Here is a 12,636-nt window from a genome sequence, read left to right as displayed (position 1 = left end):
ATGAAACCAATCGCGCATGAACGCCATTCAACCCGGCCGCTTCACCGCCAACCACGCCGGCCCGCTGGTCGTTTTCGCCATCGGCATGCGCATCAACCGCTTCTGGCGCTTCGGGAAATGGTTGCCGGTGATCCGCGCGATGCGGCCCATGCTGGCCGAGCTTTCCGCGAATCCGGACAGTGGCTTCCTGGGCGCCGAATACCTTCTGCGCGGCCCGCGCACGGTCATGCTGCTGCAGTACTGGCGCGATTTCGACAGTCTGGAAGCCTATGCGCGTGATCGCGATCGGGCGCATTGGCCGGCCTGGACCGCCTTCAACAAGGCCGTCGGCGCTGATGGCACGGTGGGCATTTTCCATGAAACCTACGTCGTTCCGGCAGGCGGCCATGAAACGGTCTATGCCAACATGCCGCCGTTCGGGCTGGGCAAGGTGGCTGGCACGATTCCCGCCACGGGATCGCGCAACGAAGCGCGCTCGCGCCTGAAGGCGGCGGTATCGGACGACTGAAATGTGCGATGGAAGGAGCCGGGCGACCCGCCGCTATCCGTTGTGGCTGCTTCCTTCCGGACCTGACCAGGTTGGCGAACGCTAACGTCCACCCGACTCCCGGTGGGGCATATGGAGACAAGGCAACCGTTTGTCCAGCCTTGCGGCCGGACGGCGCGGATCAACGGAAATTGTCGGCGTAGCTCTGCAGCTTCAGCTTGCGCGGCGGGGTCGGCGTGACGTGCGTCTCAATGCCGTAGCGATCGGCATAGGCCTTCGCTTCCACTTCCGAACCGAAGCGCAGCACCACCTGCTGCTGCGTATCGCCGGAGCCGGTCCAGCCCATCAGCGGATCGGGCCGCTTGGCCTCGGCCGGTTCGAATTCGAGAAGCCAGTCGGCGGTCCGGGCCTTGCCGGACTGCATGGCGTTTTTCGGGCGCTGATAGATGCGTGCAGGCATGGGCTGCGCTTTCGGTCGAATCGTTGCCGGAATCAAGAGAGACTTTCCGCGCACCCCGTCAAAGGTGGCTGCGAACGCAGGATCGGGCCGTCATCAGGATCGCCGCGAAGCCTCGAACGCGTTCTTGGTCTTGAGGCTAGGGTCTTCGGCCCACGGCTCGTCCGGCCAGCGGTGCCGGGGATAACGGCCTTTCATGTCCTTCACCACATCGCGCCAGCTTCCACGCCAGAACGCGGGCAGATCGGCCGTCGTCTGGATCGGCCGGCCGGCGGGCGAAGTCAGGCTCAGCAGCAGCGGCCGCGCCGGCTGGCCGATCACGGGATGCCGGTCCAGCCCGAACAGTGCCTGCACTCGCAGTTCCACGGTCGGGCCGCCCTCGTGCGCGTAATCGATGGCGTGGCTGGTTCCGGCTGGCGAGCGGTACTCCGCCGGAGCCAGCCGGTCGAGCGCCTGCCGCTCGTTCCAGTCCAGCCGGTTCGCCAACGCATCGTGCAGCTTGCCGGCGGGGATGGAAAAGTCACGCCTTCCCGCCAGCAAAGGCCCGAGCCATTCGTCCAGCCCATCCAGCAAGGCCGCCTCCGAGAGCGCCGTAAGCCCGGCATGGCGCGCGCGTTCGAGCAGCGCCCTGGCCCCTCCCCCCAGCGGCAGCAAGGCGAGCCCCGAACGCCGCACCTGATCGAGCAGGAGCGCGGCCACCGCATCCGGATCGGGCGAAGGATCAGGCACCCGCGCCAGCACGATCGCGCCGAGCCGGCGCTCCAGCCGCGCCTCGACACGGGCCTCGGCCTCGTTCCACGTCAGGGCGTGGCGCGCTTCCAGCCGGTGCGGCAGCCAGCGGGTAATGTCCGCTTCGTCCAGCGCCAGCGCGGCCATGATCCGCGCGCCTTTGGCCTCGCCCTGCGCATCGCCGATCACCAGCCATTCGGCGGTGGCGAGCGGCGATGCGGGATCGAGCCGATAGCCGCGCCCGCCGGAGGACAGCCATTCCTCCCCGCTGGCGGACCGGCGGCGGGCGATGCGATCGGGGAAGGCTTCCGCGAGAAGCACGCCCGGGGGCGGGACTTGCCCGCGTCCATCGGCAGATTCGGAGCCGGTGGACGAAGAGACGCGCTCCGCCATCTCCGCCCAGCGCGCCGCCAGTTTGCGCGATGCCTCCGCCCGGCCGCCGCGTTCGCCGTTCCAGCGATCGAGCCGTCGCGCCAGATCCTCTCCCTTTCCGCCAAGGCCGCGCTCCTGCAACAGCAGCGCCAGCCGCGCCGCCTCCCGCGCCGCGCCGCGCCTGGCGGCAAAGACGAGCATATGGGCCAGCGCCGGCTCCATTGGCAGCTTCGCCAAGGCGCGGCCGTGCGTGGTGATCCGGTTGTCGGCATCGAGTGCGCCCAGCGCTCGCAACTGCGCCTGCGCGGCCGCCATCGCCGGAACCGGCGGCGGATCGATCCAGGCCATGTCGGCCGGATCGCCCGCGCCCCATTGCGCGAGCGTGAGCGCCAGCGGTGCCAGATCGGAGGTGAGGATTTCGGGCGGATCGAAGGCCGGCCGGCCGGCGTGGGCGGCTTCTTCCCACAAGCGATAGGCCACGCCCGGCCCCTGCCGCGCCGCGCGGCCCGCACGCTGCGCCGCGGCAGCCTGGCTGGCACGGTGAGTCACCAGCCGCGTGACACCGGCGGTCTTGTCGAACTCGGCCCGGCGCGAAAGGCCGGCATCGACCACCACCGAAACCCCGTCCAGCGTCAGGCTGGTTTCGGCGATGGCGGTGGCGAGCACGATCCTGCGGCGTCCGCCGGCATCGCGCCGGATCGCGGTGCGCTGCCCCGCCGGCTCCACCTGCCCGTGCAGCGGCAGCACGAGCGCTTGCGGCAGGCGATCCGCGAGCAGATCGGCGGTGCGCTCAATGTCGCGCACGCCGGGCAGGAAGGCCAGGACATCCCCCTGTTCGCTGCGCCATGCCTCGCCGATGGCGGAGGCCATGGCCTGTTCCAGCCGCAGGTCCGGCCGCGCGCCCAGCCAGCGGATAGCCAGCGGGAACGCCTTCCCTTCGCTCTCGATCACGGGCGCATCGCCCAACAGTCCGGCAAAGCGCGTGCCGTCGATGGTGGCGGACATGACGATCAGGCGCAGGTCTTCCCGCAACACCGCCTGCGATTCGATCGCCAGCGCCAGCCCCAGATCGCTATCGAGATGGCGCTCGTGCGCTTCGTCGAACAGCACGGCGGAAACCCCCTTCAGGTCGAGATCTCCAAGGATCGTCGCCACGAAGATCGCCTCGGTCATGACGAGGATGCGGGTCCGGGCCGAGCGTTTGCTGTCCAGGCGGGTCAGATACCCCACCGTCTCGCCCGGCTGCTCGCCCATCAGTTCCGCCATGCGCTCGGCAGCTGCACGCGCCGCCACGCGGCGGGGCGAGAGCAGGATCACCGTGCCATCGCACCACGGCTCACCAAGCAGCGCGGGGGCGACGGAGGTGGTCTTGCCCGCGCCCGGCGGCGCGATCAGCACGGCGGACGGCTGCGCGCGCAAGGCGGCAAGCAGATCTGGCAGGACGGCGTGGATCGGCAGGTCGGTCACGCCGGTTCCCTAGGCGGCAATCGCGGCCCAGGGAACCGGGTACGTCAATGGCGGCTCGCCAGTTCCGAATTGAGCCACAGCGCCACCAGCGTCGCCAGCGCGCCCGACAGCAGATAAGCGCCCGAAGCGAGCAGCCCGCCCTGCGCGGCCAGCCACAACGCCACCAGCGGCGCGAACCCGGCGCCGAACAGCCACGCCAGATCGCTCGTCAGCGCCGAACCGGTATAGCGATGGCGCGTGGCGAAGTTGGACGAGACCGCGCCCGACGATTGCCCGAAGGCCAGTCCCAGCAGGATGAAGCCCAGCACCATGAAGGCGATCTCGCCGCCCTCACCCAGCCCCAGCAATTGCGGCGCGAACCCGCTGAACACAGCGATCGCCGCGGCCGAAACCACCAGCAGGCGGCGGCGCCCGATGCGGTCGGCCAGCAGGCCCGACGCAATGATCGCCAGCACGCCGATCGCCGCCGCACCGGCTTCGATCAGCAGGAAGCTGGTCGGCTGCTCGGGCGTGAACAGCAGTACCCACGACAGCGGGAACACGGTGACCATGTGAAACAGCGCGAAGCTCACCAACGGAGCGAACACCCCGATCGCGACCGTGCGCCATTCGCGCGAGACTGTCTCCAGCACCGGCGCGGCCTGAAGATCGCGCGATTCGTAAAGCCGCCGGAACTCGGGCGTCGCCACCATGCGCAGCCGCGCGAACAGGGCAACGACGTTGATCGCGAAGGCGACGAAGAACGGATAGCGCCAGCCCCATTCAAGGAAATCGGCGATGGACAGCGATGCGGTGAAGAACGCGAACAGCAGGCTCGCCACGATCAGGCCCAGCGGCGCGCCAAGTTGCGGGATCATCGCATACCAGCCGCGCCGGTTCTCGGGCGCGTTGAGCGCCAGCAGCGAGGCCAGGCCATCCCAGGTGCCGCCCAGCGCGAAGCCCTGCCCCAGCCGGAACAGCGCCAGCAGCCAGATCGCCCGCGCGCCCAGTGTCTCATAGCCGGGCAGGAAGGCAATCGCGGCGGTCGATCCGCCCAGCAGGAACAGGGCGATCGTCAGCTTCGCCTCGCGCCCCAGCATGCGGTCGACGGCCATGAACGCCACCGACCCCACCGGACGGGCCAGAAAGGCCAGCGCAAACAGCGAGAACGACCACAGCATCGCCTGAAGCGGGGGAGCGAAGGGGAAAAAGACCTTCGGGAACACCAGCACCGAAGCGATCGCATAGACGAAGAAATCGAAGAATTCGGACGTGCGACCGATGATCACGCCGATGGCGATGTCGCCCGGCGAAACGGCGTGACCGGCATGCCCGCGCGGGCCTTGCCCCGCCATGCCGTTATCGAAGGGAACTGCAGTCATGTCAGGCACCTCGTTCGTGCCCGTTGCGGGCTTCACCCCGGTCTGTTCCGACCGTTGAGGACAAGGTTTCACTGTCATTGATCCGCGTCAAGGCGCGGGTGGGACAAATTGTCCAATCGAACGCACCATCCGACGCGCCTAGTCCGCGCGCCATGCCAGCGATCCCCCCGTCCCTCTGGCGCCTCGCGCGCGGTGCCGTCGTCCTCCCGCTTGCTGCCCTCCTCTCCGGCTGCGACTGGGTCGTTCTCAATCCCTCGGGCGATATCGCGCAACAGCAGGCGCATCTTGTGATCGTCGCCACGGCGCTGATGCTGCTGATCATCGTGCCGGTCATGGTGCTGACGGTCGCCTTCGCCTGGCGTTACCGTTCTTCCAACACCGCGGCGACCTATGCGCCCGAATGGCACCATTCCACCAAGCTGGAACTGGTGATCTGGTCGGCGCCGCTGATGATCATCATCGCGCTGGGGTCGATCACCTGGGTCACGACCCATACGCTCGATCCCTACCGCCCGCTATCGCGCATAGACGCCGCCCGGCCGCTTCCGGCCGGTACGAAGCCGCTGGAAGTGCAGGTCGTCGCGCTCGACTGGAAGTGGCTGTTCATCTACCCCGAACAGAAGATCGCCACCGTGAACGATCTGGTCCTGCCGGTGGATCGCCCCGTGCAATTCCGCCTGACCGCGTCGTCCGTGATGAACTCGTTCTACGTGCCCGCACTCGCCGGCCAGATCTATGCCATGCCGGGCATGGAAACGAAGCTCCATGCCGTACTCAACCGGATGGGCTCGTTCCAGGGCTTTTCCGCGCAATACAGCGGCGCCGGCTTCTCCAAGATGCGTTTCGTGACGCGCGGCGTATCCGCGGGCGATTTCGACGCCTGGGCCGCTGGCATCCGCAAGGGTGCCGACGCGCTGGACCGCACGGCCTACCTGAAGCTCGAACAGCCGAGCGAGAAAGAACCGGTCCGCCACTTCGCCAACGTCGATCCGGCGCTGTTCGACGCAGCCGTCAACCTCTGCGTCCGCCCTGGCAAGATGTGCGTGAACCAGATGATGGCGATCGACGCCGAAGGCGGCACCGGCCGCGCCGGGCAGTTCAACCTTGCCGCGCTGACCTACGACAAGTTCGGTCGCGAACAGGTGGTGCCCGTGCTTCCCGGTCGCCAGCCCAGCGGCGCGCAACTGTTCGTCAACGCGAATGCCTATTGCGCCGGCAAGGGACCGCTGAAGGAGGCACCGCCCCAACAGCCGGCCAGCCGCACCCTATCCCTCGCCGCTCCGGCGTCCTCCCCCGTTTCCTGATCGCGGACACTGATCCATGACACCTGCCGAACCACACTGGTCGTTCCTGCTCGGGCGCCTCGGCCCCGATGCGATCCCGACCGAGCCGATCGTGCTCGCCACGTTCGCGGTCGTCGCGCTAGGCGGCGTCGCGCTGCTGGCGGCGCTCACCTATTTCCGCCTGTGGGGCTATCTCTGGAAAGAGTGGTTCACCAGCGTGGATCACAAGAAGATCGGCATCATGTACATGGTGCTGGGCCTCGTCATGTTCCTGCGCGGCTTTGCCGACGCGCTGATGATGCGCATCCAGCAGGCGATCGCGTTCAACGGATCGGAAGGCTATCTCAACGCGCACCACTACGATCAGATATTCACCGCACACGGCGTGATCATGATCTTCTTTGTGGCCATGCCGTTCGTGACCGGGCTGATGAACTACGTGGTGCCGCTGCAGATCGGCGCGCGCGACGTCTCGTTCCCGTTCCTCAACAACTTCAGCTTCTGGATGACCGCCAGCGGCGCTGCGCTGGTGATGGCCTCGCTGTTCGTCGGGGAATTCGCGCAGACGGGGTGGCTGGCCTATCCGCCGCTTTCCGGCCTTGCCTACAGCCCCAACGTCGGCGTCGATTACTACATCTGGTCGCTGCAGATCGCGGGCGTGGGCACCACGCTGTCGGGGATCAACCTGATCGCCACGATCGTGAAGATGCGCGCGCCCGGCATGACGATGATGCGGATGCCGGTGTTCACCTGGACCTCGCTGTGCACCAACGTGCTGATCGTGGCGTCCTTCCCGGTGCTGACCGCCGTGCTCGTGCTGCTCAGCCTCGATCGCTATGTCGGCACCAACTTCTTCACGAACGATTTCGGCGGCAGCCCGATGATGTACGTGAACCTGATCTGGATCTGGGGCCACCCGGAAGTCTATATCCTGATCCTGCCGATCTTCGGCGTCTTCTCCGAAATCACCTCCACGTTCTCGGGCAAGCGGCTCTTCGGCTATTCGTCGATGGTCTATGCCACCGTCGTCATCACCATCCTGTCCTACCTCGTGTGGCTGCACCACTTCTTCACGATGGGTTCGGGCGCGAGCGTGAACAGCTTCTTCGGCATCACCACGATGGTGATCTCGATCCCCACCGGGGCGAAGATGTTCAACTGGATGTTCACGATGTACCGCGCGCGCATCCGCTTCGACCTGCCGATGATGTGGACGATGGCGTTCATGCTGACGTTCGTGATCGGCGGCATGACCGGGGTAATGCTTGCGGTGCCGCCGGCGGACTTCGTGCTGCACAACTCGCTGTTCCTGATCGCGCACTTCCACAACGTGATCATCGGCGGCGTGGTGTTCGGCGTGTTCGCGGCGATCAACTACTGGTGGCCCAAGGCGTTCGGTTTCCGTCTGGAGCCGTTCTGGGGCAAGGTCAGCTTCTGGTGCTGGGTCGTCGGCTTCTGGATGGCCTTTACCCCGCTCTACGTCATGGGCCTGATGGGCGTGACGCGCCGGATGCGGGTGTTCGACGATCCCTCGCTGCAGATCTGGTTCCAGATCGCCGCGGCGGGCGCCTTCCTTATCGCGCTGGGCATCGTGGCCATGCTGATCCAGTACACCGTCTCGATCCTGCGGCGCGACGAACTGCGCGACGAAACCGGCGATCCCTGGAACGCGCGCACGCTGGAATGGTCGACGAGTTCGCCGCCGCCCGCCTACAACTTCGCCTTCACCCCGATCGTGCATGATCTGGACGCGTGGGAGGACATGAAGCGCGCGGGCGTGGCCCGTCCGGTCGAAGGCTTCCGCCCGATCCACATGCCCAAGAACACGGGCGCGGGCGTGATCCTGGCCGGAATCAGCGCGGTCTGCGGCTTCGCCCTGATCTGGCATATCTGGTGGCTGGCCGTGGCAAGCTTCGGCGCGCTGCTGATCACCGCCATCGCGCATACCTTCAACTACCGGCGCGACTTCCACATTCCCGCCGAAACCGTGGCGGAAACCGAAGCCACCCGCACCCGGCAGCTTGCCGCGCTTGAGGGAGCCGCAGCATGAGCCAGTCCGTTTCCCCGGCGACCCTGACGGGCCGCTACTACGACCTGCACGAGCACGATCATCCCGAAGGCGGCAGCACCATGCTGGGCTTCTGGATCTACCTGATGAGCGACTGCCTCATCTTCGCGATGCTGTTCGCCGCCTTCGGCGTGCTGGGCGGCAACCTCGCGGCGGGGCCGGGGCCGAAAGACCTGTTCGACCTGCCGCTGGTCGCACTCAACACCTCGATGCTGCTGTTCTCGTCGATCACCTACGGGTTCGCGATGCTGGCGATGCAGCGCGGGCAGAAAGGGCAGACGCAGCTCTGGCTGCTGATCACCGGCCTGTTCGGCGCGGCCTTTCTCGGGATCGAGCTGTACGAATTCTCGCACCTGATCCACGAAGGGGCGACGCCACAGCGCAGCGCCTTCCTGTCCTCGTTCTTCACGCTGGTTGGCACGCATGGCCTGCACGTTACGTTCGGCCTGGTCTGGCTGACGGTGCTGATGGTGCAGGTCGGCCAGCGCGGTCTGATCGCCGCCAACAAGCGCCGCCTGATGTGCCTCAGCCTATTCTGGCACTTTCTCGACGTCGTCTGGATCGGCGTCTTCACGTTCGTCTATCTGATGGGAATGCTGCGATGAGCGCTGCACACGATGTTCATGGGCACGGGCATGACGAGGGCCACGGTTCGCTGCGCGATTACGTCTGGGGCTTCGGTCTTTCCGTCATCCTCACCGCCGTCCCGTTCTGGCTGGTGATGAGCGGCGCCATTGCCGACAAGGGCACCACAGCGCTGGTCATCACCGGCTTCGCCGCGGTGCAGATCGTGGTCCACATGATCTTCTTCCTGCACATGAATGCCAAGGCGGAAGGCGGCTGGAACCTTCTGGCGCTGCTGTTCACGGTGGTGCTGGTGGTAATCGTGCTCAGCGGATCGCTGTGGGTGATGTATCACCTCAACCACAACATGATGCCCCAGGGCACCATGCAGGGCATGGAACAAGCGCCTTGAACACCAGGGCGGCGCGGCGCGGGTTCAACTGGCTCGCGCTCGCCCTTCTTCTCCTTGTGCCCGCCTTCATCGCGCTGGGCGTGTGGCAGGTCCACCGGCTGGCGTGGAAGGAAGCCCTGATCGCGCACGTTGAACAGGCCACGCATGCCACGCCGATCCCGGTGGCGGTGCTTCCGCAAGGCCCGCTCAAGCCGCTCGAATACCGCCGCCTCACCATGAGCGGCACATATGACGCACGAGGCGTAACACTCGTGACGGGCACATCAATTCTCGGCAGCGGCTACTGGGTGCTCGTCCCGCTCCAGCCCGATCGTGGTCCGCCCGTCCTCGTCAATCGCGGCTTCGTCCCGAGCGGTTCCCGAGTTGATCCGGTGCGCCGCGCGACGCCCTCCGGCCGCGTCACCGTCACCGGCCTGCTCCGCCTGACCGAACCCGGCGGCGCCTTCCTGCGCGCCAACCGGCCCGGTGATGATCGCTGGTATTCGCGCGATGTCGTCGCGATTGCCGCCAGGCGCGGCGTGACCATCGACCCACGGCTGTTTATCGACGCGCAGTTGGAAAGCCCCCGCGCTTCAGAAACACCCGTCGCCGGGCTCACCGTGCTGACGTTCCCCAATAACCACCTTGCCTATGCCCTGACCTGGTTCGCCCTCGCCGCGCTGTGCGCCGCCGGGGCAATCGTGGTATGGCGCAGGCAATCATGACCAGAAGCCTCGCCCAGCTCTCCTATCCGCCCGCCAGCGCGCGCAACATGGCGCTGCTTGTCCAGTTGCGCTGGATGGCTGTGGCGGGACAATTGCTGACGATCTGGATTGCCGCGGCAGCGATGGGCGTGAACCTGCCGTTACCACAGCTGATAACCGTGCCGGTCCTCCTCGGCTTCGTGAATCTTGCCACCGCGGTGATGGGGCGGGAGCGCGAAGGGTACAGCTACATGGAACTGCTCGGCGCGCTGATGCTGGATGTCGCGGCACTGGGCTGGCAGCTCTATTTCAGCGGCGGGACGACCAATCCGTTCACCTTCCTGTTCCTGCTGCAGATCGTGATCGGCGCGATCCTGCTGCCGCCGGACTGGAGCTGGATCGTCGCCGCGATCGCGGCGCTGGGCGTGGCGCTGCTGACGTTCCTGTACCGTCCGCTTGCGCTGCCACCGCAATACGCCGCGGAACCCTTGCGCCTCTATCTGCTCGGCAGCCTGCTCTGCTTCCTTCTGATCGCCGCGCTGCTGGTGTTCTTCGTAATCCGCATGGACCGCAACCGCCGGCAGAGCGATGCCGCACTCGCCACGCTGCGCCAGCAGGCGGCCGAGGAACATCACATCGTCCGCATGGGTCTGCTTGCTTCGGGTGCGGCGCACGAACTGGGCACGCCAATGTCCACGATGTCGGTGATCCTGGGGGACTGGGCGCACCACCCCGTGGTCAAGGCCACGCCTGAACTGTCCGGCGAAGTGGATGAAATGCAGACCGAGTTGAAGCGCTGCAAGACGATCGTCTCGGGCATCCTGATGTCCGCCGGCGAAGCGCGGGGCGAAAGCCCATCGGTCATCCGGCTCGGCGCGTTTCTCGATGAAATCGCCGCCGACTGGCGTGATCGCAGCGCCGGTGCCGTGCAATTTCGCAACGAAGTTTCGCAGGACGTCGCCATCGTCTCCGATCCTGCCTTGCGCCAGGTTATCGGCAACGTGATCGACAACGCGCTCGAAGTTTCCCCCGCGCGCGTCACCATCCACGCGCGAACGCCCCTCCGGGATCTGGTCATCGAAGTGCGCGACAACGGACCGGGCTTCGCGGAGGAAATGCTCGAAGCTTTCGGTAAACCCTATTCCTCCACCAAGGGCCGCGCCGGCGGTGGACTGGGCCTGTTTCTCGTGGTGAATGTGATCCGCAAGCTCGGCGGCCGGGTGGAAGTCGGCAATCCCAATGACGGCGGCGCGCTGGTGCGCATCAGCATTCCGCTCGAAGCCTTGATCTTTTCCGGAAAAGGGGCGCGCTGATGCAGGACGATACCGCGCCATCGCGGCACTCGCTGGTGATCGTCGAGGACGATCCCGCTTTCGCGCGGACCTTGCAGCGATCGCTGGAGCGCCGTGGCTACACCGTCAGCCATGCCGCGTCGCCGGAAGATCTTGAAGTCCTGCTTGCCGCCACGCGCTTCGACTACGCCGTCGTCGACCTCAAGCTGGGCACCGCATCCGGTCTGGGCTGCGTGCAAATGCTTCACCAGCGCGATGCCGATACGCGCATCGTCGTCCTTACCGGTTTCGCCAGCATTGCCACGGCTGTCGAAGCGATCAAGCTCGGCGCTTCGCACTATCTGGCGAAGCCCGCCAATACCGACGATATCGAGGAGGCCTTCCACAAGGCCGATGGTGATCCCGACACCCCGCTCGAAGGCCGCAAGAGCTCGATCAAGACGGTGGAATGGGAATACATTCACGCCACGCTAGCGGAATGCGATTTCAATATTTCGGAAGCCGCGCGCCGCCTTGGCATGCATCGCCGGACGCTGGCACGGAAGCTCGAAAAACGCCAGTTGCGCTAGGGAGCCCAGAAGGCCCCGTCGATGCGTGCGCCTGACGCGGGAAGTGAAGACCGGCGCCCTGCCACTGGCAAGGCGCCGGCTGCAACGGCTCAGCCGTTGAGCTTGTCCTTCACGGCCTTCGCCGGAGAGAAGGTCAGCTTGTTCGACGCCGCGATCTGGATGGTCGCGCCCGTCGAGGGGTTGCGGCCTTCACGCGCGGGGGTGTTCTTCACCTTGAACTTGCCGAAGCCGTTCAGGGAAACTTCGTCGCCCTTGCCGGCGGCATCGGCGATGGCAGCGAAAACGCCGTCCACGGCCTTGCGCGCGTCGGCCTTGGTAAGGCCGTGGCTCGCGACGAGGACATCGGCCAGATCATTGCTGTTCATGGTCTTGCTTTCATTGGTAATGGGATGGACCGGCTAACGCGACAAAGCCTCACTAATCCATCGTTCCAACCAAGCTATCCACTGTTTTCCGCCTGAAAGAGCCGAAAATAGGGCGTTTTTGGCAAAACGATGGTGCCTCCGGCGCTTCCGGAGCGCGCGTTGTGTCGTGAAATCCGCATTTGCGCAAGCGTCATCACGCGCGGAAACGCCACCTTTGCCAACACCGTGCGGGCAGCCGAACGCAAAAAAGCCCCGCACAAGGCGAGGCTGGAATGGGCCGATCAATGGTTGCGGGGGTAGGATTTGAACCTACGACCTTCAGGTTATGAGCCTGACGAGCTACCGGGCTGCTCCACCCCGCGTCACCTTGGCACGTACCGATAGCGGCAGGCACCTTTAGTCATCATGAATGGGTTTTTATGTTGTTATAATCCGTCGGCTTCAATGCCTGGCGGCGACCTACTCTTCCAACGCTTGAGCGTTAGTACCATTGGCGCGGACTGGTTTCACGGCCGAGTTCGAGAAGG

At 65.9% G+C, this 12,636-nt stretch carries 12 protein-coding genes, 1 tRNA gene and 1 other RNA gene; 8 read left to right on the top strand and 6 right to left on the bottom strand.

From position 1 onward, the window contains the following. Positions 1-16 precede the first annotated feature (16 nt). Positions 17-508 carry a DUF4188 domain-containing protein gene (locus EH199_RS08150; RefSeq protein ID WP_124808759.1) on the top strand — a complete coding sequence of 164 codons (492 nt, stop codon included), beginning with the start codon at positions 17-19 and terminating at the stop codon, positions 506-508. An 8-nt stretch (positions 509-516) separates the two neighbouring features. Here the strand turns inward: EH199_RS08150 and ffs are convergent. The 4 genes from ffs to EH199_RS08130 form a co-directional block, all read right to left on the bottom strand. Further along, an RNA gene (ffs, locus tag EH199_RS08145) (signal recognition particle sRNA small type) lies at positions 517-611 on the bottom strand. A gap of 57 nt (positions 612-668) precedes the next feature. After that, positions 669-947 carry an ETC complex I subunit gene (locus tag EH199_RS08140; protein WP_124808758.1) on the bottom strand — a complete coding sequence of 93 codons (279 nt, stop codon included), beginning with the start codon at positions 945-947 and terminating at the stop codon, positions 669-671. A gap of 93 nt (positions 948-1,040) precedes the next feature. Next, positions 1,041-3,512, bottom strand: coding sequence for an ATP-dependent helicase HrpB (gene hrpB, locus EH199_RS08135; RefSeq protein WP_124808757.1), 2,472 nt, complete (start codon positions 3,510-3,512; stop codon positions 1,041-1,043). A 44-nt stretch (positions 3,513-3,556) separates the two neighbouring features. After that, positions 3,557-4,873 (bottom strand): MFS transporter, encoded by a 1,317-nt coding sequence (locus tag EH199_RS08130; protein ID WP_124808756.1) that lies wholly within the window; start codon positions 4,871-4,873, stop codon positions 3,557-3,559. A gap of 152 nt (positions 4,874-5,025) precedes the next feature. Between EH199_RS08130 and cyoA the strand changes: the two genes are divergently transcribed. Genes cyoA through EH199_RS08095 form a run of 7 tightly spaced genes read left to right on the top strand, consistent with a single transcriptional unit; the run spans position 5,026 to position 11,744 of the window. Then, positions 5,026-6,177, top strand: coding sequence for a ubiquinol oxidase subunit II (cyoA, locus tag EH199_RS08125; RefSeq protein ID WP_124808755.1), 1,152 nt, complete (start codon positions 5,026-5,028; stop codon positions 6,175-6,177). A 16-nt stretch (positions 6,178-6,193) separates the two neighbouring features. Then, on the top strand, positions 6,194-8,206 hold the full coding sequence (cyoB, locus tag EH199_RS08120) for a cytochrome o ubiquinol oxidase subunit I (RefSeq protein ID WP_124808754.1): 2,013 nt from the start codon (positions 6,194-6,196) through the stop codon (positions 8,204-8,206). Beyond that, complete coding sequence (gene cyoC, locus EH199_RS08115) at positions 8,203-8,829, top strand: cytochrome o ubiquinol oxidase subunit III (RefSeq protein ID WP_124808753.1); 627 nt, start codon at positions 8,203-8,205, stop codon at positions 8,827-8,829. The genes cyoB and cyoC overlap by 4 nt, the downstream gene beginning before the upstream one ends. Beyond that, complete coding sequence (cyoD, locus tag EH199_RS08110) at positions 8,826-9,200, top strand: cytochrome o ubiquinol oxidase subunit IV (RefSeq protein ID WP_124808752.1); 375 nt, start codon at positions 8,826-8,828, stop codon at positions 9,198-9,200. Before cyoC ends, cyoD begins: the two co-directional genes overlap by 4 nt. Further along, positions 9,197-9,904, top strand: a complete 708-nt coding sequence (locus tag EH199_RS08105) for an SURF1 family protein (RefSeq protein ID WP_223806543.1) — start codon at positions 9,197-9,199, stop codon at positions 9,902-9,904. The genes cyoD and EH199_RS08105 overlap by 4 nt, the downstream gene beginning before the upstream one ends. Beyond that, positions 9,901-11,196 (top strand): ATP-binding protein, encoded by a 1,296-nt coding sequence (locus EH199_RS08100; protein ID WP_223806542.1) that lies wholly within the window; start codon positions 9,901-9,903, stop codon positions 11,194-11,196. The genes EH199_RS08105 and EH199_RS08100 overlap by 4 nt, the downstream gene beginning before the upstream one ends. Next, entirely contained in the window at positions 11,196-11,744 is a 549-nt protein-coding gene (locus tag EH199_RS08095; RefSeq protein WP_124808751.1) for a response regulator transcription factor, read from the top strand. Before EH199_RS08100 ends, EH199_RS08095 begins: the two co-directional genes overlap by 1 nt. 89 nt (positions 11,745-11,833) lie before the next feature. Here the strand turns inward: EH199_RS08095 and EH199_RS08090 are convergent, their stop codons facing one another. Together EH199_RS08090 and EH199_RS08085 are read right to left on the bottom strand one after the other, a co-directional pair. Continuing rightward, positions 11,834-12,130 (bottom strand): HU family DNA-binding protein, encoded by a 297-nt coding sequence (locus EH199_RS08090; RefSeq protein ID WP_223806555.1) that lies wholly within the window; start codon positions 12,128-12,130, stop codon positions 11,834-11,836. A 264-nt stretch (positions 12,131-12,394) separates the two neighbouring features. After that, positions 12,395-12,471 (bottom strand) — tRNA-Met (locus EH199_RS08085). Positions 12,472-12,636: the final 165 nt, after the last annotated feature.

The organism is Novosphingobium sp. LASN5T (assembly GCF_003856955.1).
Classification (GTDB): domain Bacteria; phylum Pseudomonadota; class Alphaproteobacteria; order Sphingomonadales; family Sphingomonadaceae; genus Novosphingobium.
This window is presented reverse-complemented; position numbering and strand designations above follow the sequence as displayed.

What these genes read in the sequence shown, in the direction of transcription:
- cyoD (WP_124808752.1), top strand. Translation starts at nt 8,826, where the DNA reads ATGAGCGCTGCACACGATGTTCATGGGCACGGGCATGACGAGGGCCAC.
- EH199_RS08095 (WP_124808751.1), top strand. Translation starts at nt 11,196, where the DNA reads ATGCAGGACGATACCGCGCCATCGCGGCACTCGCTGGTGATCGTCGAG.
- EH199_RS08140 (WP_124808758.1), bottom strand. Translation starts at nt 947, where the DNA reads ATGCCTGCACGCATCTATCAGCGCCCGAAAAACGCCATGCAGTCCGGC.
- cyoA (WP_124808755.1), top strand. Translation starts at nt 5,026, where the DNA reads ATGCCAGCGATCCCCCCGTCCCTCTGGCGCCTCGCGCGCGGTGCCGTC.
- EH199_RS08130 (WP_124808756.1), bottom strand. Translation starts at nt 4,873, where the DNA reads ATGACTGCAGTTCCCTTCGATAACGGCATGGCGGGGCAAGGCCCGCGC.
- EH199_RS08150 (WP_124808759.1), top strand. Translation starts at nt 17, where the DNA reads ATGAACGCCATTCAACCCGGCCGCTTCACCGCCAACCACGCCGGCCCG.
- cyoB (WP_124808754.1), top strand. Translation starts at nt 6,194, where the DNA reads ATGACACCTGCCGAACCACACTGGTCGTTCCTGCTCGGGCGCCTCGGC.
- cyoC (WP_124808753.1), top strand. Translation starts at nt 8,203, where the DNA reads ATGAGCCAGTCCGTTTCCCCGGCGACCCTGACGGGCCGCTACTACGAC.
- EH199_RS08100 (WP_223806542.1), top strand. Translation starts at nt 9,901, where the DNA reads ATGACCAGAAGCCTCGCCCAGCTCTCCTATCCGCCCGCCAGCGCGCGC.